21 protein-coding genes are annotated in these 24,592 nt (G+C 63.1%); 12 read left to right on the top strand and 9 right to left on the bottom strand.

Going from position 1 to position 24,592, the window contains the following annotated elements:
* Positions 1 to 25: 25 nt before the first annotated feature.
* The 3 genes from araG to FRZ40_RS23190 all read right to left on the bottom strand — a co-directional run bounded on the left by araG (position 26) and on the right by FRZ40_RS23190 (position 3,640).
* Entirely contained in the window at positions 26 to 1,600 is a 1,575-nt protein-coding gene (gene araG, locus FRZ40_RS23200; protein WP_420873880.1) for an L-arabinose ABC transporter ATP-binding protein AraG, read from the bottom strand.
* Between the two features lie 13 nt (positions 1,601 to 1,613).
* The gene (locus FRZ40_RS23195) at positions 1,614 to 2,618 is read right to left on the bottom strand and encodes an arabinose ABC transporter substrate-binding protein (RefSeq protein ID WP_028366866.1); all 1,005 of its coding nucleotides are present in this window, start codon (positions 2,616 to 2,618) and stop codon (positions 1,614 to 1,616) included.
* A gap of 92 nt (positions 2,619 to 2,710) precedes the next feature.
* Positions 2,711 to 3,640: a Gfo/Idh/MocA family protein gene (locus FRZ40_RS23190; protein WP_028366865.1), complete on the bottom strand. Its 930-nt coding sequence runs from the start codon at positions 3,638 to 3,640 to the stop codon at positions 2,711 to 2,713.
* 481 nt (positions 3,641 to 4,121) lie between these two features.
* On the opposite strand from FRZ40_RS23190, the gene FRZ40_RS23185 reads away from it, so the two are divergent.
* Complete coding sequence (locus FRZ40_RS23185) at positions 4,122 to 5,864, top strand: IlvD/Edd family dehydratase (RefSeq protein WP_147235712.1); 1,743 nt, start codon at positions 4,122 to 4,124, stop codon at positions 5,862 to 5,864.
* A 27-nt stretch (positions 5,865 to 5,891) separates the two neighbouring features.
* Here the strand turns inward: FRZ40_RS23185 and FRZ40_RS23180 are convergent, their stop codons facing one another.
* Positions 5,892 to 6,620: a FadR/GntR family transcriptional regulator gene (locus FRZ40_RS23180; protein ID WP_028366863.1), complete on the bottom strand. Its 729-nt coding sequence runs from the start codon at positions 6,618 to 6,620 to the stop codon at positions 5,892 to 5,894.
* Positions 6,621 to 6,764: 144 nt separating this feature from the next.
* On the opposite strand from FRZ40_RS23180, the gene FRZ40_RS23175 reads away from it, so the two are divergent.
* On the top strand, positions 6,765 to 7,121 hold the full coding sequence (locus tag FRZ40_RS23175) for a hypothetical protein (protein ID WP_420873879.1): 357 nt from the start codon (positions 6,765 to 6,767) through the stop codon (positions 7,119 to 7,121).
* Here the strand turns inward: FRZ40_RS23175 and FRZ40_RS23170 are convergent.
* A complete protein-coding gene (locus FRZ40_RS23170; protein ID WP_147235711.1) occupies positions 7,113 to 8,177 on the bottom strand; it encodes an asparaginase in 1,065 nt (354 codons plus the stop codon). The genes FRZ40_RS23175 and FRZ40_RS23170 overlap by 9 nt on opposite strands.
* Before the next feature lie 206 nt (positions 8,178 to 8,383).
* On the opposite strand from FRZ40_RS23170, the gene FRZ40_RS23165 reads away from it, so the two are divergent.
* From FRZ40_RS23165 to FRZ40_RS23125, 9 genes are all read left to right on the top strand, one after another.
* Positions 8,384 to 8,698: a DUF4148 domain-containing protein gene (locus FRZ40_RS23165; protein ID WP_028366860.1), complete on the top strand. Its 315-nt coding sequence runs from the start codon at positions 8,384 to 8,386 to the stop codon at positions 8,696 to 8,698.
* A gap of 354 nt (positions 8,699 to 9,052) precedes the next feature.
* On the top strand, positions 9,053 to 12,535 hold the full coding sequence (locus FRZ40_RS23160; protein ID WP_147235710.1) for a response regulator: 3,483 nt from the start codon (positions 9,053 to 9,055) through the stop codon (positions 12,533 to 12,535).
* A gap of 19 nt (positions 12,536 to 12,554) precedes the next feature.
* Entirely contained in the window at positions 12,555 to 13,403 is an 849-nt protein-coding gene (locus FRZ40_RS23155) for a CheR family methyltransferase (protein ID WP_028366858.1), read from the top strand.
* Positions 13,404 to 13,490: 87 nt separating this feature from the next.
* A complete protein-coding gene (locus FRZ40_RS23150) occupies positions 13,491 to 14,081 on the top strand; it encodes a chemotaxis protein CheB (protein WP_081767506.1) in 591 nt (196 codons plus the stop codon).
* Entirely contained in the window at positions 14,078 to 15,190 is a 1,113-nt protein-coding gene (locus tag FRZ40_RS23145) for a hybrid sensor histidine kinase/response regulator (RefSeq protein WP_028366856.1), read from the top strand. The genes FRZ40_RS23150 and FRZ40_RS23145 overlap by 4 nt, the downstream gene beginning before the upstream one ends.
* Positions 15,191 to 15,398: 208 nt before the next feature.
* Complete coding sequence (locus FRZ40_RS23140; protein ID WP_147235709.1) at positions 15,399 to 16,250, top strand: DUF2242 domain-containing protein; 852 nt, start codon at positions 15,399 to 15,401, stop codon at positions 16,248 to 16,250.
* A 448-nt stretch (positions 16,251 to 16,698) separates the two neighbouring features.
* Positions 16,699 to 17,568, top strand: coding sequence for a flagellar motor stator protein MotA (gene motA, locus FRZ40_RS23135; RefSeq protein WP_147235708.1), 870 nt, complete (start codon positions 16,699 to 16,701; stop codon positions 17,566 to 17,568).
* Between the two features lie 32 nt (positions 17,569 to 17,600).
* Positions 17,601 to 18,563, top strand: a complete 963-nt coding sequence (gene motB, locus FRZ40_RS23130; RefSeq protein ID WP_147235707.1) for a flagellar motor protein MotB — start codon at positions 17,601 to 17,603, stop codon at positions 18,561 to 18,563.
* Between the two features lie 329 nt (positions 18,564 to 18,892).
* The gene (locus tag FRZ40_RS23125) at positions 18,893 to 19,480 is read left to right on the top strand and encodes a BPSL1445 family SYLF domain-containing lipoprotein (protein WP_147235706.1); all 588 of its coding nucleotides are present in this window, start codon (positions 18,893 to 18,895) and stop codon (positions 19,478 to 19,480) included.
* A 72-nt stretch (positions 19,481 to 19,552) separates the two neighbouring features.
* Here the strand turns inward: FRZ40_RS23125 and FRZ40_RS23120 are convergent, their stop codons facing one another.
* Both FRZ40_RS23120 and FRZ40_RS23115 read right to left on the bottom strand, forming a co-directional pair.
* A complete protein-coding gene (locus FRZ40_RS23120) occupies positions 19,553 to 20,203 on the bottom strand; it encodes a hypothetical protein (protein WP_028366851.1) in 651 nt (216 codons plus the stop codon).
* Positions 20,204 to 20,455: 252 nt separating this feature from the next.
* The gene (locus tag FRZ40_RS23115; protein WP_147235705.1) at positions 20,456 to 21,394 is read right to left on the bottom strand and encodes a GlxA family transcriptional regulator; all 939 of its coding nucleotides are present in this window, start codon (positions 21,392 to 21,394) and stop codon (positions 20,456 to 20,458) included.
* Between the two features lie 127 nt (positions 21,395 to 21,521).
* On the opposite strand from FRZ40_RS23115, the gene FRZ40_RS23110 reads away from it, so the two are divergent.
* Positions 21,522 to 22,340, top strand: a complete 819-nt coding sequence (locus FRZ40_RS23110; protein ID WP_147235704.1) for an SDR family NAD(P)-dependent oxidoreductase — start codon at positions 21,522 to 21,524, stop codon at positions 22,338 to 22,340.
* Positions 22,341 to 22,534: 194 nt separating this feature from the next.
* Here the strand turns inward: FRZ40_RS23110 and FRZ40_RS23105 are convergent, their stop codons facing one another.
* Together FRZ40_RS23105 and FRZ40_RS23100 are read right to left on the bottom strand one after the other, a co-directional pair.
* A complete protein-coding gene (locus FRZ40_RS23105) occupies positions 22,535 to 23,650 on the bottom strand; it encodes a succinylglutamate desuccinylase/aspartoacylase family protein (RefSeq protein WP_147235703.1) in 1,116 nt (371 codons plus the stop codon).
* Between the two features lie 51 nt (positions 23,651 to 23,701).
* Positions 23,702 to 24,475, bottom strand: coding sequence for a transporter substrate-binding domain-containing protein (locus tag FRZ40_RS23100; RefSeq protein ID WP_147235702.1), 774 nt, complete (start codon positions 24,473 to 24,475; stop codon positions 23,702 to 23,704).
* Between the last annotated feature and the right edge of the window lie 117 nt (positions 24,476 to 24,592).

The raw sequence follows: 24,592 nt of genomic DNA, 5'->3' as shown, positions 1-24,592 counted from the left end.
CATCGCGCGCGCAAGAACGCGCGCGTCATTGCGGCAAGGCGAGTTTGATCAGTTGATCGGGCGTGGCTTGCGCCTTGGGCAGATCGCCGACAATGCGCCCTTCCTTCATCACCAGCACGCGATCCGCAACACCGATCACTTCGGCCAGATCGCTCGATACGACGATCACCGTGCGCCCCGCTTCCGCGAGGTCGTACAGCAGGTCGTAGATTTCCGCGCGGGCGCCGACGTCGATGCCGCGCGTCGGCTCGTCGAGCAGAAACACGTCGATGCGCTCCGCCAGCCAGCGCGACAGAATCACCTTCTGCTGGTTGCCGCCCGACAATGTGCCGATCATCGTTTCGGTGTTGCGTGTCTTGATCGACAGCTTGTCGATGTATTCGCGCGTGAGCTCGCGTTCGCGCTTGCCGTTCAGCAGAAAGCTCAACGGACTGAAATGCCGCCGCGCGCTGATGTTCAGGTTGTCGGCCACCGACGCGATCGCCACGATGCCTTCCTGCTTGCGGTCTTCCGGGCACAGCGCGATGCCCGCGCGCACGGCGTCGCGCGGCGTCGCGAATGCCACGCGCTTGCCGTTCAGCTCGACATGGCCGTTCGTCGGCTGCGTTGCGCCATACAACAGCTTCATCAGCTCGGAACGCCCCGCGCCCACGAGCCCGAAGAAGCCGACAATTTCGCCCTTGCGCGCAGTGAAGGAGACCGGAGCGGAGAGCCCCGGCCCCATCAACTGCTTCGCTTCAAGCTGTACCTCGCCCGCTTCGCGCGGACGATACCCATACACGTCGCGAATCGAACGGCCGACCATGCAGCTGATCAGCCGGTCGCGATCGAGGTCCGCAACGGAGTCGAACGTTTCGATCCGGCGGCCGTCGCGGAACACGGTGACGCGGTCGCACAGTTCGTACACCTCGTCCATCCGGTGCGTGACGTAGATCACTGCGTGCCCCTGGGCGCGCAATGCATTGATGATCTTGAAGAGCCGTTCCGTTTCGCGCGCGGACAGCGAGCTGGTGGGCTCGTCGAACGCGATCACGCGCGCGTCGCGCATCAGCGCCTTGCCGATTTCGATCATCTGCCGCTGGCCGATCGACAGGCTCTTCACCTGCGCGTTCGGATCGATCGATTCGCCGAGGCGCTCGAGTTCCGTCATTGCGCGCTTGACGAGCGCCTTCTCGTCGAGCACGCCGAAACGGTTCGGCAACTGCCCGAGCATCAGGTTTTCCGCGACCGTCAGCTCGGGCACGAGATGCAGTTCCTGATAGATGATCGCGATGCCCGCCTCGATCGCGGCCTTCGTCGTCGTGAACTTGTGTTCGACGCCGGCGAGGCGCAACGCGCCCGACTGCGTCTGGTTCACGCCCGACAACACCTTCAGCAGCGTCGATTTGCCTGCGCCGTTTTCGCCCATCAGGCCGTGCACTTCACCGCCGCGCACTTCGAACGACACGTTGTCGAGCGCCACCACGCCCGGGAACGCGACGGTGACGCCGTCGAGTTCGAGATGCGTGGCGGCCGCGGTCAACGGCTGTTCCAGAGGAGCGACAACTTGTGCCGAAGCAGCAGATGCAGCGGCGTCCTTCGCGTTCATCGTGTTTTGCATCTCTTCTACCGCATCAGATTCCGAGTTCCGTACGCACGTCCTTCCAGTTTTCGCGCGTCATCAGCTTGCCCGTCGTCTGCGTATCGGCGGGCGGCGTCTTGCCCGACTTGATCCAGTCGACGAGGTTCTGCGTGCTCTGCTTGCCGTGGTTCGTCGAGCTGACGGCGATCGTGCCGTAGAAGCCCGTCGGTTCCTTCTTCTGGAACTCGGCGAACGCTTCGCCCGCACCGTTGATGCCGACGCCGATCACATCCGAACCGGGGATATGCAGCTGCTCGGTAGCGCGCACGCCGCCCAGCACGGTCTCTTCGTTCAGCGCGAAGATCACCCACTTCTTGATGTTCGGATGCTTCGACAGCACGGGCGATGCCGCGTTGAAGCCGCCTTCGTCGTCCGTCGTCTTTTGCGGCGCGTCGAAGACGTTGTCCTTCTTGAAGCCGTTCGCGAGCAGCGTTTCCGTTGCGCCGTCGGTGCGCAGCTTTGCCGTCGGCAATTCGTAGTCGGTGATGCGGATCGCGCCCACTTCTTCCGGCTTCCAGCCGCGCTTCTTCATTTCGTCGGAGATCGCCTGACCGACCTGATTGCCGATCTTGAACGCCGACATGCCCAGGTGCGGCACGCCCGCGAGCGGCTTGCCCGTGGAGTCGACCAGTTGATCGTCGACGGTCACGAACTTCATGTTGTAGCGTTTCGCGCGAGCCTGAATGGCCGGTCCGAGACGCACGTCCGGCGGGCAGATCACGAAGCCCTGCGCGCCTTGTGCGCCGAGGTTGTCGATCGCGGCCAGCACCTTCTCGCCGTCAGGCGCGCCGATGTTCACGACCGAGAAGCCTTCCTTCTGGCCGAGAGCCGTCGCCGCCTTCTGCTCGTTGATGAACCATGCCTGCTCGGGCATCTTCACGAGCACGCCGATTTTAAGCGGCGTGTCCGCGTGCGCGGTCATTTGCATGGCGAACGGCGTGGCGAGCAGTGCTGCGGCCATCGCGGACAAAGTAAGGCGTCGAAGCTTACGGGTCATGCTTGTCTCCTTGAACAGTCGTTGCTTGTGGTTGTTCGAATCAGCGTTTAACGGGTCTAAATGAACGACCGGGCCCGTGTGTCTCTCAGGCTCTAGTCGTGAAACGGCTCGACCTCGTGACGACGGCCAAGCAGGAAAGCATCGGCCACCAGCCGCAGCGGGCGCACGTCGACATCGTGTTCGCCATGCGTGATCAGCCAGTGGAACCGCTCATACAGCGACGGATATTCGCGCTCGGGTCCGATCTCGACGGGCTTGCCCGCAATCGAGAGCTTCTTGCCGCCTTCGCTCAAATGCAGCGCGCCATCCGTCGTCTTCACTTCGATTTCCCATTGCTCGACGGGACCATGACGCCAGTCGAACTCGGCGCGCACGGGCACGCCTGCTTCGTCGATGAAATCGAGGTCGGCGGCAATCGGCGTCTGCACATTGGCGGGCACCGAGAGCGCTGCCTCACGCAGCACGATTTCACGCGGCAGCATGTGCGTGATGATCGACAGCGCATTGATGCCGGGATCGAATACACCGAGTCCGCCCGGCGTCCAGATCCACGCCTGGCCCGGATGCCAGCGGCGCACATCTTCCTTCCAGCGCACCTGCACTTCCTGCAGCGTGCGCGACGCGAGCCATTCGCGCGCCGTTTCGACCGCGGGCGCATAGCGCGAATGCCACGTCGCGAACAGCGTGCGGCCCGCGGCGCGCGCCATCGAACGCAATACCTCGACTTCGTGCACGCTCGCGCCAGGCGGCTTTTCGAGCATCACATGTTTGCCGGCTGCGAGCGCGGCGCGCGCCTGATCGAAGCGCACCTGCGGCGTCGCGCACAGCGAAATCGCGTCGAGTTGCGGTTCGCCCGCGAGCATCTCTTCGATCGTCCTGTAGTTGCGCACGCCCTCGACCTGCGCATTGCGGCTCGCGCACGCGACGAGATCGAAGCCGTCGAGCGCGGCGATAGCAGGAAGATGCTGGTCGCGCGCAATCTTGCCAACGCCGACGATGCCGATAGAAAGTTTGGTGTTCATATAGTGGGCGATAGAGCTTCGAGGGACTAACGGATTGTTAGCGGCCCTCAGCGTAACGCAAGCGCTTGTGCTTCGCGTGCGAGTTCGCATGAATCGACGCGAGCGGAATCCGACATCGTGTCGAGCTGCCGACCGAGCCGCGCCGCGAGCGATCCGAAGAAGCATGTGCCCGAAATTGCCACTATTTGAGACTCCTCAGTTTTGCCGCGCAGCTGAACCGTCAATCGACGAATTAGCCAAACTATATGCGTGACACGGAAACGTTGTGATTGGTGTTTTCCCCCATGCACAACAACAAAAAGTCATTCTATTTATCGACCTCAGCGTCACGAAATGTAGGTGGCGGCGCAATACGTACCCGCTATTTAAGACATTCGACGCGCGACGGACTTTTGAAAAGTTTGCTTGTAAGCCCCAATGGACATCGCCGCGCTCGGCGCATATAGTCTTACTATATTTGAACAAAACTGAACGAGACACCATGAGCGACCAACCCCGCAAGCTGCGCTCCGCCGCCTGGTTCGGCACTGCCGACAAGAACGGCTTCATGTACCGCAGCTGGATGAAGAATCAGGGCATCCCCGATCACGAATTCGCCGGCAAGCCGATCATCGGCATCTGCAACACGTGGTCCGAACTGACGCCGTGCAATGCGCACTTCCGCAAGCTCGCCGAGCACGTGAAGCGCGGCGTGTTCGAAGCGGGCGGCTTCCCCGTCGAATTTCCCGTGTTCTCGAACGGCGAATCGAACCTGCGTCCCACTGCCATGTTCACGCGCAACCTCGCGAGCATGGACGTCGAAGAATCGATTCGCGGCAATCCGATCGATGCCGTCGTGCTGCTGGCCGGCTGCGACAAGACCACGCCCGCGCTGCTGATGGGCGCGGCTAGTTGCGACGTGCCCGCGATCGTCGTGAGCGGCGGACCGATGCTCAACGGCAAGCACGAGGGCCGCGACATCGGCTCGGGCACGGTCGTGTGGCAACTGAGTGAGCAGGTGAAAGCGGGCAAGATTTCGATTCACGAGTTCATGTCGGCGGAAGCGGGCATGTCGCGTTCGGCGGGCACCTGCAACACGATGGGCACGGCCTCGACGATGGCCTGCATGGCCGAAGCGCTCGGCGTCACGCTGCCGCACAACGCGGCGATTCCCGCTGTCGATTCGCGCCGCTACGTGCTCGCGCATCTGTCGGGCATGCGCATCGTCGAAATGGCGCTGCAAGACTTGCGGCTGTCGAAGCTGCTCACGCGCGAAGCCTTCGAAAACGCGATCCGCGCGAATGCGGCGATTGGCGGTTCGACCAATGCGGCGATTCATCTGAAGGCGATTGCGGGGCGCATTGGCGTGAACCTCGAACTCGACGACTGGACGCGCATCGGGCGCGGCACGCCGACACTCGTCGACCTGCAGCCTTCCGGCCGCTTCCTGATGGAAGAGTTTTATTACGCAGGCGGCCTGCCCGCCGTCCTGCGCCGGCTCGGCGAAGCGGGTCTGCTGCCGCATCCCGATGCGCTGACGGCGAACGGCAAGTCTCTGTGGGAGAACTGCATCGAAGCGCCGATCTATAACGACGAAGTGATCCGTCCGCTCGACAAGCCGCTGCGCGAAGACGGCGGCCTGTGCGTGCTGCGCGGCAATCTCGCGCCGAACGGCGCGGTGCTCAAGCCGTCTGCCGCAACGCCTGCGTTGTTGAAGCATCGCGGCCGTGCAGTCGTGTTCGAAAACTTCGACGACTACAAGAAGCGTATCGCCGATCCCGAACTCGATGTCACGGCGGATTCCGTGCTCGTGATGAAGAACTGCGGACCGAAGGGCTACCCGGGCATGGCCGAAGTCGGCAACATGGGCCTGCCGCCGAAGCTGCTCGCGCAAGGCGTGACGGATATGGTGCGCGTGTCGGACGCACGCATGAGCGGCACGGCGTACGGCACGGTGGTGCTGCACGTGGCGCCCGAAGCGCGTGCGGGCGGACCGCTCGCCGTCGTGCGTAACGGCGACTGGATCGAACTGGATTGCGACGCGGGCCGCCTGCATGTCGATATCGACGAGAAAGAAATGACCGCGCGTCTCGCCGAATGGAAGGAGACGCAGCAGCGCAATCCCGCCGACGCGAGCGGCTATCGCAACCTCTATATCGACCACGTGCTGCAGGCCGATCAGGGCTGCGACTTCGACTTTCTGGTGGGTTGCCGCGGCGCGGAAGTGCCGCCGCATTCGCACTGAGCGCGCCGTCGATTCACGCGCGGTTAATCACGTCAGACTGTGCGAGGCAATGCCGAGAATCGTATCGGCATCGGCTCGCGCATGTTCGAGCTGCACGAGGCTTGCCTGACGCGCGGCTAGCGCATCGCGATTCAGGATAGCGGTGAGAATGGCCTTATGGCGCGGCAACGACAGCGCGTGCGTGTCGGGATGGCGGCTCGTCAGCTTGATCGACTCCGACAGCGCGAGCGACATCATGTTGCCGATATACGCGAGCATGTCGTTGTGCGTCGCGGCCATGATCGCGCGGTGGAATTCGAGGTCCGGTTCGAGCAGATCGCCGGCGCTTTGCGCGTGCTCCATGCGGTCATATGCGGAGCCGATGCGTGCGAGGTCTTCGTCCGTTGCCGCCGTTGCGGCGAGCGCGGCGGCCGCCGGTTCGATGATGCGGCGCACCGTCATCAGCGACAGAAAGAACTCACCTTCGGGAATGCTGTTGAGCGTCCAGTAGAGCACATCGGGATCGAGCATGTGCCACTCTTCGCGCGGCCGCACGACGCTGCCCACGCGCGGCTTCGACACGACCAGCCCTTTTGCCACCAGCACACGCGTCGCTTCGCGCAACACGGGACGGCTCACGCCATATTTTTCGCAGAGCGTCGCTTCGGCGGGCAGACGTTCGCCCGGCACCAGCCTGCCGCTGACGATTTCGATGCCGAGTTCCTGCACGATCCGCGCATGCAGGCTTTTGCGTTTCTGAAGATGCCGGTAGTCCATGATGTATTTGTTGTGGCCGTGCGAATGCGGATAGCTGTACCGTTCCCTTTGCGGGCTGTGCAAGCATAGCATGGGGAGCACGCGCCGCCTTGCGCTTTGACGCAGCTCCATGCACGGGCATTATCGCGCTTGCCTGATGTCGCCATGGGTGCGCTGCGCCGCGTTAGGTTCGCTTTTTGCTTGATCGCAGATGAGTTGGCTGCTTTACTCGAAACGAACCCGGAACACCCCGCGCATTCACTTCGACATGGACCAACGGCAATGAAGCTCAAACCGTTACTTTTGCTGGTCGCATGCATGGCGGCGGCGAACGTCGGCACAGCCGCCACGCGTGACGAACAGACCAGGGCGTGCAAGCACGACGCGATCAAGTTCTGCGCAATCCATATCCCCAACAAGGAGAAGATCGAAGCCTGCATGAAAGAACACTACGACAAGCTCTCGCCGAAGTGTCAGGCGATGTTCGATCCTCCCGGCAGCGATAGCCAGTCATCAGGCTAGGCGCGTCCGATTCACCTTGACGAGCGGCACGGCCACTTCGACGCGGCCTGTTTCGAGCCCCACCGTGTTGCGCATGGTGCGCAGGCGGAACGCATCGAGTGCGCGATGTTCTGCTTCTCCGCCGATGCCGAGTTGCGTCAGCAGTTGAGAGACGATCGCATAAAGGATCGCCGTGTTGCCGTCTTCCACCTTCACCGCAATGCCGAGCGCGCCCTGCGCGCCGAGCTTCGCCGTCTGCGCCGACGCGCGCACGCCGATCGCGTAGCTCGCGTCCGCACCGAGCTTGCCTGCCAGCGCGCCTTCGAATGCGCTCATTAGCAACGTGCAGAACCGCCCTTCGCCCGCGACCATCTCGGGATGCGCCGTCATCGCGCGATAGATGCGCGCGAGCGCCGCGTCTCGTTGCGCGTCGGCGGAAGCCTGTCCGTCGGCGGCACGCGCGAGCTTCATGTAAAGGCGCGCGAGACGGTCGAGCGGGAATGCAGGCGTCGGCAGATTGCAGCCGTCGACGGCCCATTGCACGCCGTCGGCGGGCAGATCGCAGGCTTCTGCCACCGCGCGCTTCACGCGCTGCTGCAACGGATGCTCCGGCAGGTGATAGCCGGCGAGCGCCACGCCGAGCGCCCGCGCGCCCGCCAGCATCCCCGCGTGTTTGCCCGAGCAGTTGCTGCACACGGGGCCCGGCACGAAGTCGCGTTTGATCCACTCGCGGTAGACGGCATCGGAGATGGGCGGATGACCGCCGCAACGCATGTCGTCTTCAGTGGCCTGCGACTTCGCGAGCATGCGGCGCGCACGTTCGATATGCCGCGCTTCGCTGCTGTGCGAGGCGCACATCAGTGCGAGGTCCGCGTCGTCGAAACCGAAGCGTTCGAGCGCGCCCGTTTCGACGACAGCGAGCGCCTGCGCCGGTTTGGCCGCCGATCTCACCAGCGTGACGCGCGACGGATCGCCGCTCGCATACAGCAGTTGTCCATCCGTATCGACGACGGCCACGTGCGCAATATGCGTGTTCTCGACGACATCGCCGCGATAGACGGTTGCAGCAACGGACATTCCGGGTCTCCTTTCCTGTTGTGTTTCGATTCCGTATGCGGAAATAGCAGTTCATGTCCGCTGGATTCTACAACCCTGCCAGGCGCGATCCGTGCGTGTCGGGTACATTGGACTCCCCTGGCACAGATTGCACGAAGCCGGGTTGGATCCGACTCAGGCCGCGCAAGCGGAATCGATCGCAAAGCTTCTACGACAGGAGAACGGAAATGCATAACGCCAGAAAACTGATCGTCCTTCTCGCCGCGGCCTCGTTGGGCATCGGCGCGGCTGCGCCGGCCTTCGCGCAGACTTCGGACGCTTCGGGCGGCACGGACGCAACGGGCGCCGCTACGACGCCCGCGAAGCCGACCAAGCAGCAGAAAAAGCAGGCCCGCAAAGAAGCACGCGCGAAGAAGAACGCTGAGTTGAAGAAGCTCGAAGACGCGGGCTACCAGCCTGGCCGCGCCAATGACCCGAACTACCCGCAGGATTTGCAAAACGCGCAGAAAAAGGCAGGTGTTGGACAAGGCGCCAGCCAGTAAAGCATCGTTCGATTTTCGTTTCGACCGGCCGCACGCAGGCATTTTCGGCGTGCGGCTTTTTGTTTTGCGCCTTTTGTTGTCCGCTTTTTGTCGTACGCTTTTTGTCGTCCGCTTCTTCTCCGCGCTTCATCGCTCGTCACGCGGCCTCTGCGCGCAGCCCGCGTTTCAGCGTGCATTTACACGAACCCGTGACGCTGTGTGATACTTCCGACGCTTGCCCACACAACGAATCGCATCGCCACGTATGGGCATCGCCGTGCAGTCGCACATTCCGGCTACAACTAAAGACGCCAACGCTTTCTCAAGTCAAAAATGCCGAATCCATCACACGCACGAGGCGGCAGCGGAGAAAAAATGACCGCCGCGGCCGCTGTCGATCAGATCAGTTTTCGCCGCATCATTCGCCGCAATATCGCGTTGCCGCTCGCACTCGGCGTCGTCACGATGGCGGTGTTCGTCGCGTTGATCGCCTACCTCGTCAACACGATGAGCTGGGTCGAGCATTCGGAGCGCGTGATCGGCAACGCGAACGAAATGCTGCGCCTCGCGGTCGATCGCGAGTCCGCTTTGCGCGGCTTTCTGATCACGGGCGACGAGGCCTTCCTCGCGCCGTATCAGCTGGGCCAGCCGCGCTTCGAAACGGAAGTCGATACGCTGATGGAGCTGGTGTCCGACAACCCGTCGCAGGTCGAACAGCTCAAGCGCATTCGCGGCGTGCAGCAACGCTGGGACCGCTTCGCGCAGGAGATGATCGATCTGCGCCGGCGCAATCTCGACTACACCGACGCAGTGAAGAGCGGACGCGGCAAAATCGAATTCGACGAAACGCGGCGGCTGTTCGGGCAGTTTCTGGCCGTGGAAGAAACACTGCGCCAGCAGCGCTCCAGCGACACGCGCAACGTCACGGCCATTCTGGTCGGCGTGTTTCTGCTCGTCAGCCTGTCGATCAGCGGCGCGATCGCGTGGCGCGGACGGCGCGATCTGCTGAACCTGTCCGAATCGTATGACGGCGTGCTCGCGCGTCAGGCCGAACACACTGAAGTCCTGCAGCAGCAGGTGTGGCTGCGCTCCGGGCAGCGCCTGCTCGCGGAGAAGATCGTCGGCCAGTCGAGTCCCCCCCTCGTCGGCCGCGCGATTCTCGACTTTCTCGCCCAATATCTCGACGTCGCGGTCGCGGCCTTGTACGTGCGCGACCGTGCGACGAGCAGTCTCAAGCGCGTCGCCACTTACGGCTTCAGCGAAGAGAGCGAACAGGCGACGCGTTCGTTTCGCGACGCCGAAAGCCTGATCGGCCAGGCAGCCGCGTCGCGCCGCACGCTCGTGTTGCACGATGTCCCCGACGACTACGTGAAAGTCGTGTCCGGCACGGGCATGAGCCCGCCGCGCAATCTCGTCGTTCTGCCGATCGAAAACGACGGCATCGTGAACGGCGTCGTCGAAATGGGCTTCATGCGCAACATCGCGCCGCGCGATCACGAGTTCCTGGAACTGGTCGCCAACAGCATGGGCGACTTCATCGAAGCCGCGCTGTATCGCGAGCGTCTGCAGGACGCACTCTCCGAAACGCAGCAATTGAATGAAGAGCTTCAGGTGCAGCAGGAAGAACTGCGCGTGTCGAACGAAGGTCTCGAAGAGCGCGGCCGCGCGCTCGTCGAGTCGCAATCGCGGCTCGAGGCGCAACAGGCGGAACTCGAGCAGACGAACGTGCAGCTCGAAGACTACGCCAGGCGCCTGGAGCGCCAGAAGGCCGACCTGCTCCAGGCGCAGAGCGAACTCGAAGCGAATGCCGGCCGGCTGGAGCAGTCGAGCCGCTACAAGTCCGAGTTTCTTGCGAACATGTCGCACGAATTGCGCACGCCGCTGAACAGCTCGCTGATCCTCGCGCGCCTGCTGCAGGAGAACCGCACGGGCAATCTCACCGACGAGCAGGTGCGCTACGCGGAAACGATCCATGCGTCGAACAGCGATCTGCTGGTGCTGATCAACGACATTCTCGATCTGTCGAAAGTGGAAGCCGGGCAGATCACGATCGACAGCGAACGGGTGCCCGTCGATTCGATGCTGCAGTCGCTGCGCGAAATGTTCGAGCCGATGGCGGCCACGAAGCATCTGCAGTTTTCGGTCGAGCGCGCACCGGGCGTGCCCGAGACGATCTTCACCGACGGTCAGCGCGTGACGCAGATCCTGCGCAATCTGCTGTCGAACGCGCTGAAGTTCACCGAGCACGGCGAAGTCGCGCTGACGGTGGCGGCCAGCGACGCGGACACGCTGCGCTTCGACGTGCGCGACACAGGCATCGGCATCGCTGCCGACAAGCTCGAACTGATCTTCGAAGCGTTCCAGCAGGCCGACGGCTCGACGAGCCGTCACTATGGCGGCAGCGGCCTCGGCCTGTCGATTTCGCGCGAATTCGCACGGCTGCTCGGCGGCCGCGTGAGTGTGGCAAGCGAGCCCGGCCAGGGCAGCGTGTTCACGCTCTGGCTGCCGCTGCAACGCACGGCTGAAGCACGGGCGCACGCATCGCAGGCGCAGGCGCCGCAAGCCTTCGCGCCGCTGACGATGCCCGCGCGCACGCCATCGGCCGCGATCGAATCCGCGCCTGCGTCCACGGGCAGCGCGCCCGCTTCGATCGCCGACGACCGCGACACGCGCCGCCATGAAGCGCGCCTGATTCTCGCGATCGAAGACGATCTCGCCTTTGCCGAGATCCTGCGCGATCTCACGCATGAACTCGACTTCGACTTCGTCCATGCCGCCGACGGCACGACGGGCCTGACGCTCGTGCGCGACATGCAGCCGACGGCCGTGCTGCTCGACGTCGGCCTGCCCGACCGCTCGGGGCTGACGGTGCTCGAATGGCTGAAGAACGATCCTGCGACGCGCCACATCCCGATTCACATCGTCTCCGCGACGGACCACGCCGAAAAGGCGCTGCATCTCGGCGCGGTCGGCTACACGCTGAAACCGACCGCGCGCACCACCCTCGAAGCGGCGATCCGCCGGCTCGAAAGCCGTCTGCAACAGCGCATGAAGCGCGTACTGGTGATCGAGGACGACGCCGCGATGCGCGAAAGCATCCGCGCGCTGCTGCAAAGCGAGACCACGCAGATCGTCGCTGTCGCGACGCTCGCGGGCGCGCTCGAGCAACTGTCGTCGACGCTGTTCGACTGCGTCGTCACGGACCTCGCGCTGCCCGACGGCACGGGTTACGATCTGCTCGAACAGCTTGCCGCCGACGTCACGCATCAGGCGATGCCCGTCATCGTCTACACGGGCCGCATGCTGTCGGGCGATGAAGAGCACCGGCTGCGCCGCTACTCCAAATCGATCATCATCAAGGGAGCGAAGTCGCCGGAGCGTCTGCTCGACGAAGTGACGCTGTTCCTGCATAGCGTCGAGTCGTCGCTCGCGCCCGAACAGCAGCGCATGCTGCGCACGGTGCGCCAACGCGACAACCAGTTCGAAGGGCGCACCATCCTGCTCGCGGAAGACGACGTGCGCAATATCTTCGCGCTGTCGCACGTGATCGAGCCGCTCGGTGCGACGCTCGAAATCGCGCGCAACGGACGCGAGGCGCTCGAAGCGCTGAACAGCGGACGCGAGGTGGATCTCGTGCTGATGGACATCATGATGCCGGAGATGGATGGCCTGACGGCGATGTCGCATATCCGCCGCGACCCGCGCTTTGCGCATCTGCCCATCATCGCGCTGACGGCGAAGGCGATGGCGCAGGACCGCATACGCTGCCTCGAAGCGGGCGCCGACGACTACATCTCGAAGCCGATCGACGTCGACAAGCTGATCTCGCTGTGCCGCGTGTGGCTGCGGCAGCGCTAGCCGCGAGGAACCGCACGTCATGAGCCGTCTCACGTACGACGATTCGCCGCAACGTCTGCACGATTTCGACATCGAGCTGAAGCTGCTGCTGGAAGCGATCTATCTGAAATACCAGCACGACTTCCGGCATTACTCGATGTCGTCGCTGCGGCGACGTCTCGGGCAGGCGCTCGAAGAATTCGGCGTCGCGACGCTGTCGCAACTGCAGGACAGGATCATGCGCAGCGAGCCGGACTTTGTGCGGCTGTTCCATTACCTCACGGTGCAGGTCAGCGACATGTTCCGCGACCCGGCCTACTTTCTGGCGCTGCGCAACCATGTGCTGCCCGTGCTGCAGACCTATCCGTCGATCAAGGTATGGGTAGCGGGGTGCAGCACAGGCGAGGAACTGTGGTCGCTGAAAATCCTGTTCGACGAAGCGGGACTCACCGAACGCACGCTGTTCTACGCGACCGACATCAATCCCGATGCACTCGCGCGCGCCGAAGCGGGCATTTACGCGCTCGACCGGATCGCGGGCTTCACGCGCAACTATCTGGCCGCGGGCGGCACGCGTTCGCTCGCGGACTACTATCACGCGGCGTACAGCGGCGCGCGCTTCGCCGGCTCGCTAAAGGAGCGCGTGGTGTTCGCGGATCACAGCCTGTCGACGGATGAAGTGTTTCTCGAAGCGCACCTCGTGTCGTGCCGCAATGTTCTGATCTATTTCGACCGCGGCTTGCAGGATCGCGCGCTCGGGCTCTTCAGGGACACGCTGGTGCGGCGCGGTTTCCTCGGCCTCGGGAGCAAGGAGAGTCTGCGCTTTTCGAATCAGTACGATGCCTTCGACGAATTTCGTGAGCGCGAGCGCATCTATCAGAAACGCTAGACTGCAGAGACTTTCAACATCGAACGATCGATTTCGACGCGTATGAACACATCTCGCCGACCTTCTCCACCGGGCGACGTCACGCCGATGGAAACGCGCGCGTTCGATGCAGTCGCGATCGGTGCGTCGGCGGGCGGCATCGACGCGTTGAACGTGCTGCTGCCCGCGCTGCCGGCGTCGTTTGGGATCGCCGTGCTGATCGTCACGCATGTGCCGCCGCATTCGCCCAGCTGCCTCGCTGAAACGCTCGGCTATCGCTGCGTGCTGAGCGTCACCGAGCCGGACGCGGGCGAGCCCGTGCTGCCGGGACGCGTGTATCTCGCACCGCCCGGCTATCACATGCTGGTCGACGACGACCGCACGATCGCGCTATCGATCGATTCGTCGGTGCGCTATTCGCGGCCGTCCATCGACGTGCTGTTCGAATCCGCCGCGCACGTCTACCGCGAACGGCTGCTCGGCATCCTGCTGTCGGGCGCCAACGACGACGGCGCGCACGGCCTCGAAGTGATCCGTGCGATGGGCGGCTTCACCTGGGTGCAAGACCCGGAAACGGCCGTCTCATCGCAGATGCCGCGCGCGGCCATCGCACGCGGCGCCGCCGACGAAGTGCTTTCTCCAACCCAGATGGCCCGGCGGCTCGCCGGTTTGCCGCCTCACACTAGAACGATGACATGAGGAATTCACCCGTCAACATTCTGATCGTCGACGACATCGCGCATAACATCACGGCGCTCGAAGCGCTGCTGGCGCGCCCGGGCGTCGAACTGCTGGTCGCGAACTCCGGGACGGACGCGCTCGACCTGCTGCTCAAGCATGAAGCCGCGCTCGCGATTCTCGACGTCAACATGCCCGGCATGAACGGCTTCGAACTCGCGTCGCTGATGCGCGGCAGCCCGCGCACGTCGCATGTACCCATCATCTTTCTGACGGCCACGACGGAAGATGCATCGCGCACGTTTCGCGGCTACGAAGCGGGTGCCGTCGACTTCCTGCACAAGCCGTTCGACCCGCGCATCCTGCAATCGAAGGTCGACGTGTTCGTGCAGTTGGAGCAACACAAGCGGCAACTCGCGGATCAGCTGCTGGCCACGCGCCAGCTGCTCGAAGCGAACGAAATGCTGATGGCCGTGCTCGGCCACGACCTGCGCACGCCGCTGGGCACGGTGCTGGCGTCGGCGGAATATCTGGTGCGCAATGCGCCCGACGAGCAAGCCGCGACCGTCGCGGGGCGCATCCGGAATAGTTCGCTGCGCATGTCGCGGATGGTGCATCAGCTGCTCAATCTCGCGCGGCTGCAAGGCGGCCGCATGCAGCTGCAGCCGCGCCCGAGCGAACTTGCTACGCTGTGCCGCGGTGTGATCGAAGAATTCGCGACCCATGAGCGCGCGGGCCAGATCGCGTTCACGTCGCGCGGCAACACGACGGGCAACTGGGACACAGACCTGCTGTGGCAAGCCATTTCGAATCTGATCAGCAACGCGCTGCATCACGGCGCGCACGACGGCCCGATTACCGTCGACGTCGATGCTGAAGAGCCGAACCGGCTCAGATTGACGGTCGGCAATCGCGGCGCGATTCCGGCCGCCGTGCTGCCGCACCTGTTCGAGCCGTTCGGATCGAGCAATGCGGGCGAACGGTCGCGCGAAGGGCTCGGCCTTGGGCTGCACATCGTGCACAAGATCGTGCACATGCATGGCGGCAAGATCACGGGCAAGTCGGACGATGTCATCGGCACCGTGTTTACCATCGATCTGCCGCGCACGGCGCAGAGCTGGGTCAGTTGAAGCTGAGCTGAACCGGGCTGAAACGCCGCGCCGCTGAAATAGTTCGTAAGAGATGCGGCGGCGGCGTTCGCGCCTTGTGCGGCACGGGCGAGCGTCCGCGCCCCGTTTCGCGCGCCGCCGCGCCGTGCGACAGCGTCTGTCGACGTAATAACGGCTTGCCGTCAAACCGCACTACAATGCTTGCCGTCCTGTTGTCCGCTTCTTCATCATGTTCAGCCGCTCCTCCCGTGCCGCCCTCGCGTTGACCCTGCCCGTGCTTGCCGCGCTCGGCGCGTGCTCGACGCCGCCGAAGGCGAAACTGCAGGAAGACTTCGTCAGCAGCGGCGCGAGCCCGTACACGCGCACGTTTCAGGTGACGAGTACGGAGGCCTGCGAAGGCGCACGCCGCGCGCTGTTGAGCCAGGGTTACATGACGACGCTGGTGCGCCCCGATACCGTCGACGCCAGCAAGAATTTCCAGCCCGCCAGCGACTCGCATTTCACGGTCGAATTCCATATCGTCTGCACGGCGGGCGACGACGCGACCAACAGCAGCATCGTCTATGCGAACGCGGTGCAGAGCGGCTACGCGCTGAAGAAAAGCGACACGTCGGCTAGCGTCGGGCTGAGTGTGCTCGGCTCGTTGTCGCTGCCCATCCGCCAGAACAGCGACGCGATGGTGAAGATTTCCAGCGAAACCATCCAGTCGGGCAAGTTCTACGACGGCTTCTTCAATCTGATCCGCCATTATCTGGAGAACGTGGTGCGCAGCGCGCCCGTGCCCGGCAATAGCGTCGAGGCGACGCAACTGCCGGCGCCCGCTCCCGCGCCCGCGCTGGTCGTCACGCCGATGTCGACCACGCCGGGCGGGAATCCCGCGCCAGTGATCATGCCCGCGCCCGCGAAAGAACACGCCGCGCCTGGTGCCGCGCCGACGCCGACGCCGATCGCGTCGGCCGCCGCGCCCGTTTCAACCCAAACCACCGCGCACGACGATGCCGCGGCTGCGGCTGCGCTGCTCGACGATGTGCCCGCTGTTGCCGCATCGCCGGCATCGGCCGCGGCCGCTGTGTCGCAGTGAATGACGTGTGCTGAACGCGGGGGCAGTGATCCGACGTTGAGTCGATTACCCGCCCAATCGACTCAAACCGTGAGGCGATTGGACGCCCAATCGCCGCACGCATGGACTGCCCTGAGTACAGGAGGGGTCGAAACCGATTGCGGCAACTCGGCGAGCGGCGCATTTATTTTTTATTACATACTCAAGATTTCAAACATTTTGCCGACCGCGAGCCATTATCCGTTTTAAATCGACATTCGGTAAAAACGACGCTGGTAAAAATAACCGAATTATCGATCCATAGCGAATCGATAAAAATATTTTCCTGATCGGGCTTTGCCCGCACTTCAGCGCACCGCTTCTCCAGCCGTTACCACCTTCACGGAATTAACAAAACGGCACGCAATTCCAGCAGTAAAACCTGCCGGTTCATGTGCGTGCCGCAGGTGCTCAAAATTGGAGAGGGTCCATGTTTGTCGCTATCGGTTGGGTACTGGTCATCGGCTCGGTGATCGGAAGCTTCGTGGGAGTGGGCGGCCATTTGCCCGCGCTGTTGCAGCCGTTCGAACTGCTGTGCATTTTCGGCGCGGCGATCGGCGCGTTCGTCGTCAGTAATCCCGTTTCGGTGCTGAAGAAAACCATTAAGGCTTTGCCCGGATGTTTCAAGGGCGGCGCCTATTCGAAAGAAATTTATCTGGAACTGATTGCGCTGCTTTATGAGCTGCTTCAAAAAGCGCGCAAGGAAGGCATGATGGCGCTCGAAGCCGACGTGAATGCGCCGGAAGAAAGCGTGCTCTTCCAGAAATATTCGCACGTTCTGAAAGACCATCATCTGCTCGATTTCATCGTCGATTATCTGCGGATGATGTCGACGGGCAACGTGAACGTGCTCGAGATGCAGGATCTGATGGACGAAGAGCTGGAGACGCACCACGCCGAGTCGTCGGTGCCTGCGAACGCGATCCAGAAGATGGCTGACGGGCTGCCCGCATTCGGCATCGTCGCGGCCGTGATGGGTGTCGTGCACACGATGGGCTCGGTCGGCGCGCCGCCCGCCGTGCTCGGCGAGATGATCGCGGGCGCGCTGGTCGGCACGTTCCTCGGCATTCTGCTCGCGTACGGTTTCATCGGCCCGGTCGCCGACCTGCTAAATGCGAAGGGCCGCGCGGAAGCCAAGCCGTTCCAGTGCGTGAAGGCCGTGCTGCTTGCGTCGCTGTCCGGCTACGCGCCGCCCGTCGCCGTCGAATTCGGCCGCAAGGTGCTGTTCACGGCGGACCGCCCGAGCTTCCAGGAGCTCGACGACGCCGTGCGCGCCACCAAGATGCCGAAGTCGGCCTGACGTTAGCCAGTTAGCGAAGGAAGGAGAACGGCATGGCGGAAAGACGACCCCGCAGCGAAGAAGCGAGCGAAAAGGCCGCGCCCGTGATCGTGCGCCGCTCGAAGAAGGGCGACGGGCACGGCGGGCACCACGGCGGCGCATGGAAGATCGCCTACGCGGACTTCGTGACCGCAATGATGGCGTTCTTCCTCTTGATGTGGCTGCTCGGCTCGACGTCGAAGTACGACAAGCAGGGCATCGAGGATTACTTCAATACGCCGCTGTCGAGCTTGCTCGGCGGCAACGAAGGCACGGCGGCTGCGCGCCCGAACGTGATTCAGGGCGGCGGCCGCGACATCTCCGACACGCGTCCCGGCGACGGCAAGAAATCGCAGCAGGAGCCCGCGAAGCCGACGCTCACGCAGGCGACGATGGCGCCCAACGACACCGCGCGTCTCGAACAGCTGAAGGCGAAGCTGTCGGCGCTGATCGAAGAAACGCCTGCGTTGAAGGCGTTCAAGGATCAGATCCGCATCTCGATCACGAACGAAGGCTTGCGCATCGAGATCGTCGATTCGCTGAAGCGCCCGATGTTCGCCACGGGCAGCGCGAAACTGCAGACCTATGCCGTCGCGATTCTCACGCAGATCGGCGCGTCGCTGAACGATGTCGACAACCGCATTTCGATTGCGGGCCACACGGACGCCGTCACGTACGCGAACGGTCCAGCGGGCTATTCGAACTGGGAGCTGTCGTCGGAACGCGCGAACGCGGCGCGGCGCGCGCTGGTCGCGGGCGGCATGCGCGAAGACAAGCTGTTGCAGGTACGCGGTCTCGCGGACGTGCTGCCGCTCAATGCGAACGTCGCCGACGAACCAACCAACCGCCGCATCAGCGTGCTCGTGCTGAACAAGGCGGCCGAACAGGCGTTCTTCCGCGACGGCGGACGTGCGTCGATCGACGAAGCGCTGCCCGCCAGCGAGGCGATTCCCGGCGTGGTGTCGAAAATGAAGTAAGCACGCGCAGCGCGTACTGATGCGTTGTCGTGTGTTCGGCCGCATGCTTCGAAAGAAGCATGCGGCTTTTTTTGTTCTCTGCGAACGCACGGATTGCGCTGCGCTTCGCAACGATCGCGCGCGCCGTTTCACATAGCGACACACTCGCGCCGTTCGACGCCGCATCCGCGTTCCGAATTGCATTCGCACGAAAACAAATTGGGCACCGCACTTCACAACCGCAATACGTTTCTGATATTGGTGGAGAAAGCGTAGCTGTTGCGCTTGCGCGAGATCACGCGTGCAAACGTGCATTTCCCCTTCCATTGCTTCACAGACGGAGAACGACAATGCAAAGAAGACACTTCGTGACAGCAAGTGTTGCTGCACTCGCATATGGCGGTCTGCTGATGTCGGGCTGCACGACCACCAAGAGCAGCGGAGAATCCGCCGCGACGGACATGTCCAAACGGCAGTCGATCGACGCCAGCGTCGATGGTGCGCTCGCGAAACTCTATACGTCGGTGCAGGGTTCGCGCGAACTAATCGGCAAGGCGCGCGGCGTGCTCGTGTTTCCTTCCGTGTTGCAGGTCGGTTTCATCGTCGGTGGACAGTACGGCGAAGGCTCGCTGCGCATCGGCGGCACCACGGCGGGCTACTACAGCACGGTCTCCGGATCGTTCGGCCTCACGGCGGGCGCGCAGTCGAAGGCCGTCATCTTCCTCTTCATGACGCAGGACGCGCTCGACACCTTCCAGAAAGCGAAGGGCTGGTCGGCGGGCGTCGATGCGTCGGTGGCGCTCATCAAGGTCGGCGCGAATGGTGCGATCGATACATCGACGGCCACCGCGCCTGTCGAAGCAATCGTCATGACCAACTCGGGGCTGATGGGCGACGTGTCGCTGTCTGGCACCAAGGTGTCGAAGCTGAACATCTGACGTCGCGCGAAATGACAAAAACGGCTCGCCATGACCAATGGCGAGCCGTTTTTATTTGCGGCTACGTGACGATCAGAAGCGGTACGTCACGCCGACTTTCACGATCGGATACCAGCGCCACTTGTCGGCCTTGTCCTGCAGCGCCTGACGTTCCGCGTCGACGTTCGCCTGCCCGGCTTCGGCAACGATGTCCGCGGGAACGTCGAGCGTCACGTGCGGCCGGCCATACGTCACGCCTGCATCGAAGAATGCCGAGAAGCCCTTCTGCGCGATGGGCGTGTGACCGAAGCCGATGCCGATATACGGACGCACGGTCGGATACCTGGCCTTCGCATGCACGGTCTCGCCATTCGTCGGATAGTTGGTGCCGTTGATGTCGACGGTGCCGCTCGGGCTGTTCGCATCGCCCGACACGTTGTCGCCGCCGATGATCATGCCCGCCGTGAAGCGGAACGGCACCGTGGCGGGCGCCGGGAAGAAGTCGAGGTACAGGCCGCCGTGATAGATCTGGGCCTTGCCGTCGTAGTTCAGGCCGCCCGCGCTGAAGTTGTGTGAGAGCGCGAAGCCGTTGAATTCGGCGCGGATGTTATCGCGCGTGCCGAGCGGTTCGGAGAAGCCGATACCGACGCCCTCCGTGCCGACCTGACCATAAATTTCGTGAGCCTGAGCGACGGGCGCGGACAGCGCGAAGCCCGCCGCAAGCGTGACCAACAGCCTTTTCATCTGTGAGATTTTCCTTCGGGGTTCTGGAGGGCGCCTGACCTTGACGCCACGTGTATCGGGAAGAATTGCCCGACTCACGCAATGACCGTTGCGTCGCGCCGGCGTCCCAGACCCGTCCTATTACGGACCACTCAAGGAAAATCTTTAGTCAATATTTAATTCGTTTCTCGCGCGCTTTGCTGAAGCCTTTAAGCTCCGGGCTCCTCAGCGAAAATCGGTAAATTACACTTGCTTACCAAAGCTTTAAATCATTCATTCGATGCCGCGCGTCATCCGTTGAACCGCTTGCGGCGGCTGACCGAATGCACGCAGAAAGGCCCGGCGCATCCGCTCGCGATCCCCGAAGCCCACGTCGCGTGCGACGACATCGACGCCATGCCGCCCCGTCTCGAGCATCAGCCGCGCCGCTTCGACGCGTAGCCGCTCGACAGCCTTCGCGGGTGTCTGTCCCGTTTCCTCCCTGAATGCACGCGTGAACTGGCGCGGGCTCAGATGCGCGGCGTCGGCGAGCTGTTCGACGGAAAGCGGCGTATTCAGATTGCGCCGCGCGTACGACAGCGCCGTCTGGATGCGGTCGGATTTCGGTTCGAGTTCCAGCAGCGCCGAAAACTGCGATTGCCCGCCCGCGCGACGGTGATACACGACGAGCTTGCGCGCGACGTGGCGCGCGAGCTCCACGCCCGCGTCCTTCTCGACGAACGCGAGCGCGAGATCGATGCACGCCGTCATGCCCGCCGACGTCCACACGTCGTTGTCGATGATGAAGATGCGGTCCTCCTCCACTTTCACGCCCGGATAACGTTTGCGCATGTCCGCCGCGTAGTACCAGTGCGTCGTGGCGCGCCGGCCGTCGAGCAAACCCGCTTCCGCCAGATGAAAGGCGCCCGTGCAGGCGGCCGCGACGCGTCGCGCCGCCGGCGCCGAATGCTTCAGGAACTCGATCAGCGATGGCGGCGACGGCTGCAGGTCGTTATCGCCGACAACCAGAATCGTGTCGAAGCGGCTGTCGTCGAAAGGCTGCGTCGACACCTCGAATCCGGACGAGCACGGCACCGGGCCGCCACGCTCGGACAGCAACACGAAGTCGTATAGCGGCTCGCTCATCTCCCGGTTGGCGAATTCCAGCACGCTCGTCATGCCGAGATTCATCACCTGAAAACCCGGGAACAGAACGATTCCGATACGCAACATGGCCTGGCTCCGGTTATGTCCGAAAAAGTGGCATCTACGACATTGAGGCTGTGTGAGTATGCACTTAATCTGGCGTTCATGCAGACGACGCGGAGTCACCTGCGCCACTCATTTCAGGAGCATTGATATGTCGAACTCTTCCAATTCCGCAGCAGCGAACCGCGGAACGGCCGTCGTGACGGGCGCCTCGTCGGGTATCGGGGCGATCTACGCGGACCGCCTCGCGCGCCGTGGCTACGATCTGATTCTGGTCGCTCGCAACCGCGCGCGCCTCGAACAACTGGCGACGCGGATTTCGAACGAAACGGGCCGCTCGGTGGAAATCGTCGCCGCCGACCTGAACGACGACGCAGATATCCGCCGCGTGGAAAACGTATTGCGCACCGACGCGAGCATCACGATGCTGGTGAACAACGCGGGCATCGGCGCCGCCTCGCCGCTGCTGGATTCGAACGTCGACAAGATGGAGTCGATGATCAAGCTGAACGTGGTCGCGCTCACGCGGCTCACGTATGCGATCGCTCCCGGCTTCGTCGCGCGCGCTAGCGGCAACATCATCAACATCGCGTCGATTGTCGCGATTGCGCCGGAAATCCTGAATGGCGTCTATGGCGGCACAAAGGCCTTCGTACTGGCGTTTACGCAGTCACTGCATCACGAGCTGGCGAGCAAGGGCGTGAAGGTGCAGGCCGTGCTGCCGGGCGCGACGCGTACGGAGTTCTGGGACGCAGCGGGCGTGCCCATCGAAGTCGTCGAAGAGCGCGGCATCGTGATGTCGGCGGAACAGATGGTTGACGCGTCGCTCGTCGGTTTCGACCAGGGCGAACTCGCGACGATTCCGTCGCTGCCCGATTATGCCGACTGGCAAACATTCGAGTCGGCGCGTGCCGCCCTCGGACCGAACCTGTCGCGCAGCACACCGGCTGCGCGGTTCAACGTGGCTTGATGTAGTGATACGGCTGGCGGCGCGAAGTCTGTTTGCGCCGCTGCGCTGGTCGGCTCGGTGGCTCGGTGGTTCCGCTCGGGGAAGTTTATGCGCCTAAACCGCGTGCGCGAGGCGCGCGTGTACAACCGCGCGAGCGGTACCCCTCCGCAGAGTTTATGCGCCTAAACTCGCCCCCTTGGCCGGCTAACGTCACATCACGCGCCCAGCAGCACGCCGGCGCGAATCGGCTTCGTGCCCGTCACGCGACCCAACGGCGCGCCTGCCGTCACGAAACGAATCGCGCGCCGCATGTAGAGCACGCCTTCGGTGTTGCTGGTGATCGTCGTCGTTTCATCCGTCAACGGATCGACGATATCGAACAGTGCATCGCCCGCACGAATCCAGTCGCCGATCTTCACGCGATGCACGAGGATGCCGCTGACGGGCGCATAGAACTGTTCGCTGCCCGCGAGCGGCGTCGCAGGCGTCGGCAGTTCCGGCAGCGGCTGCGCGCTGCCTCCAATCGCCTTGCGATAAATCAGGTAGTCGACGAGCGCATCGGCGTCCTGCTGCGCGACTTCGTACGAGACGTCGCGCTGTCCGCGGCATTCGATCGTCACGGCGACCGTGCCCGTCGGCACCGGCTTGCCTGCGGGCATATTCTGCTGCAGGTGCCACCACAACAGGCTATGTGTCTCGTCGAACGCCTGACCGCCCGAATCCGTCGCGAGCAACGACGCTTCGGAGCGCAAATAGCGCGCGAGCGGCTCGACTTCCGGCCAGCCCGCTTCGCTCGTGTACACGTGCATCACGGCTTCGAGCGAACAATGCAGATCGATCACGACGTCCGCGTCATGAGAAAGCTTCAGCAACGCGAGTTGCAGCGATTCGTATTCGGTGAGCGGCTTTTGCGCTTCGATCTGTTCGCGCACCAGATCGCGGATCAGCTTGCGGTTCTCCTGCGCGTCGGTGCCGAGACGATCCTTCGCTCGATCCAGCAGCCGGGTGAACTGCATGAAATGCCGGTTGAAGTTTTTGCCGCTGCCCGCCTCGAAGCGTCCGAGGAACTGGCCAAGCACGTTCTGCGCGAGGCCGACGGGATTTGCCACAGGCACGAGCACAATTTCAACGTTCAGCAAGCCTTGCGCTTCAAGCTCGACGAGACGGCGCTTGAGCAGCACCGTCGTCAGCATCGCGGGCGTTTCGTCGGCGTGCAGCGATGCCTGGATATAGATCTTCTGCCCGCTGTTTTGCGGTCCGAAATGAAACGCGACGACTTCGCGCGATGTGCCGACCGCGGGCGAGAGAAGCGGAATCGATTGCCTGTTCATGTGACTCTTCTGGATGTCGTTCGAAATGGGTAACGCGATCAGATAAGCCGATCAGTTACCGTACGGATCGAAGTCGAAATACTTGTGCGCGATCTGCGCGTAGGTGCCGTCTTTGCGCATCGAGGCGATAGCCGTATTGATCGACGCCTGCAACGCCGTTTCGTCCTTGCGCAGCCCGATGCCGACACCGCGATCGCCCATGTCGAGCGGCTCGCCGACGAATGAATAGCCCTTGCCTTGCGCCGTGCGCAGGAAGCCGTAGTCGGCTTCGACTGTGCCGAGCAGCGCGCCGTCCAGCCGTCCGTTGACCAGATCGCTGAATACTTCGTCCTGGCCTTTGTATGCGACCACGTGCACGCCGGCTGGCGCCCAGTGCGACTGCGCGAACGACTCGAACTGCGTGCCCGTTTGAACGCCGATCTGCTTGCCGGCCAGCGTCGCGGGCGCGCTGCCGTTCAGCCCCGAGCCCTGCTTCGCGACCAGCCGCGACTTGAACTGGAACAGCTTCGACGAAAACAGAATCTGCTGCTCGCGCTTCGCGGTAATCGCCATCGACGACATGATCGCGTCGATCTTGCGCGCCTGCAGCGCCGGAATCATGCCGGAGAACTCCAGCTCGACCCACTCGCAGCGCGCGTGAATGCGCTTGCAGATTTCATTGCCGAGATCGACGTCGAAACCCTTGAGACTGCCGTCGGGCGCTTTCGCATCCATCGGCGGATAAGTCGGGTCGATGCCGAGACGGACTGTGTCGTTGTCGCGCGCGAACGCGCCGTGGCTGGCAAAACCCAATGCAGCAAGGAGAAGGATCAGCGGAGTCTTCATGGCTAACGGACCCAAAGGGCTTAGAGGGCTTAAGGGGCTTGTTAATCGGCTGTGACAGGAGCAATTCCGATCGATCCTACGATGCGTCAGTGATCCAAAAAAGTGCAAATCTGTCTA

Origin of the sequence: Paraburkholderia azotifigens, assembly GCF_007995085.1 — a bacterium.
Taxonomy (GTDB): Bacteria; Pseudomonadota; Gammaproteobacteria; order Burkholderiales; family Burkholderiaceae; genus Paraburkholderia; species Paraburkholderia azotifigens.
The sequence above is the reverse complement of the archived record's forward strand: the minus strand, read 5'-3'. Positions and strand labels throughout refer to the sequence as shown.

Coding starts and splice junctions, on each gene's coding strand:
- araG (WP_420873880.1), bottom strand. CDS start 1,600: ATGCAAAACACGATGAACGCGAAGGACGCCGCTGCATCTGCTGCTTCG.
- FRZ40_RS23195 (WP_028366866.1), bottom strand. CDS start 2,618: ATGACCCGTAAGCTTCGACGCCTTACTTTGTCCGCGATGGCCGCAGCA.
- FRZ40_RS23190 (WP_028366865.1), bottom strand. CDS start 3,640: ATGAACACCAAACTTTCTATCGGCATCGTCGGCGTTGGCAAGATTGCG.
- FRZ40_RS23185 (WP_147235712.1), top strand. CDS start 4,122: ATGAGCGACCAACCCCGCAAGCTGCGCTCCGCCGCCTGGTTCGGCACT.
- FRZ40_RS23180 (WP_028366863.1), bottom strand. CDS start 6,620: ATGGACTACCGGCATCTTCAGAAACGCAAAAGCCTGCATGCGCGGATC.
- FRZ40_RS23175 (WP_420873879.1), top strand. CDS start 6,765: ATGGGTGCGCTGCGCCGCGTTAGGTTCGCTTTTTGCTTGATCGCAGAT.
- FRZ40_RS23170 (WP_147235711.1), bottom strand. CDS start 8,177: ATGTCCGTTGCTGCAACCGTCTATCGCGGCGATGTCGTCGAGAACACG.
- FRZ40_RS23165 (WP_028366860.1), top strand. CDS start 8,384: ATGCATAACGCCAGAAAACTGATCGTCCTTCTCGCCGCGGCCTCGTTG.
- FRZ40_RS23160 (WP_147235710.1), top strand. CDS start 9,053: ATGACCGCCGCGGCCGCTGTCGATCAGATCAGTTTTCGCCGCATCATT.
- FRZ40_RS23155 (WP_028366858.1), top strand. CDS start 12,555: ATGAGCCGTCTCACGTACGACGATTCGCCGCAACGTCTGCACGATTTC.
- FRZ40_RS23150 (WP_081767506.1), top strand. CDS start 13,491: ATGGAAACGCGCGCGTTCGATGCAGTCGCGATCGGTGCGTCGGCGGGC.
- FRZ40_RS23145 (WP_028366856.1), top strand. CDS start 14,078: ATGAGGAATTCACCCGTCAACATTCTGATCGTCGACGACATCGCGCAT.
- FRZ40_RS23140 (WP_147235709.1), top strand. CDS start 15,399: ATGTTCAGCCGCTCCTCCCGTGCCGCCCTCGCGTTGACCCTGCCCGTG.
- motA (WP_147235708.1), top strand. CDS start 16,699: ATGTTTGTCGCTATCGGTTGGGTACTGGTCATCGGCTCGGTGATCGGA.
- motB (WP_147235707.1), top strand. CDS start 17,601: ATGGCGGAAAGACGACCCCGCAGCGAAGAAGCGAGCGAAAAGGCCGCG.
- FRZ40_RS23125 (WP_147235706.1), top strand. CDS start 18,893: ATGCAAAGAAGACACTTCGTGACAGCAAGTGTTGCTGCACTCGCATAT.
- FRZ40_RS23120 (WP_028366851.1), bottom strand. CDS start 20,203: ATGAAAAGGCTGTTGGTCACGCTTGCGGCGGGCTTCGCGCTGTCCGCG.
- FRZ40_RS23115 (WP_147235705.1), bottom strand. CDS start 21,394: ATGTTGCGTATCGGAATCGTTCTGTTCCCGGGTTTTCAGGTGATGAAT.
- FRZ40_RS23110 (WP_147235704.1), top strand. CDS start 21,522: ATGTCGAACTCTTCCAATTCCGCAGCAGCGAACCGCGGAACGGCCGTC.
- FRZ40_RS23105 (WP_147235703.1), bottom strand. CDS start 23,650: ATGAACAGGCAATCGATTCCGCTTCTCTCGCCCGCGGTCGGCACATCG.
- FRZ40_RS23100 (WP_147235702.1), bottom strand. CDS start 24,475: ATGAAGACTCCGCTGATCCTTCTCCTTGCTGCATTGGGTTTTGCCAGC.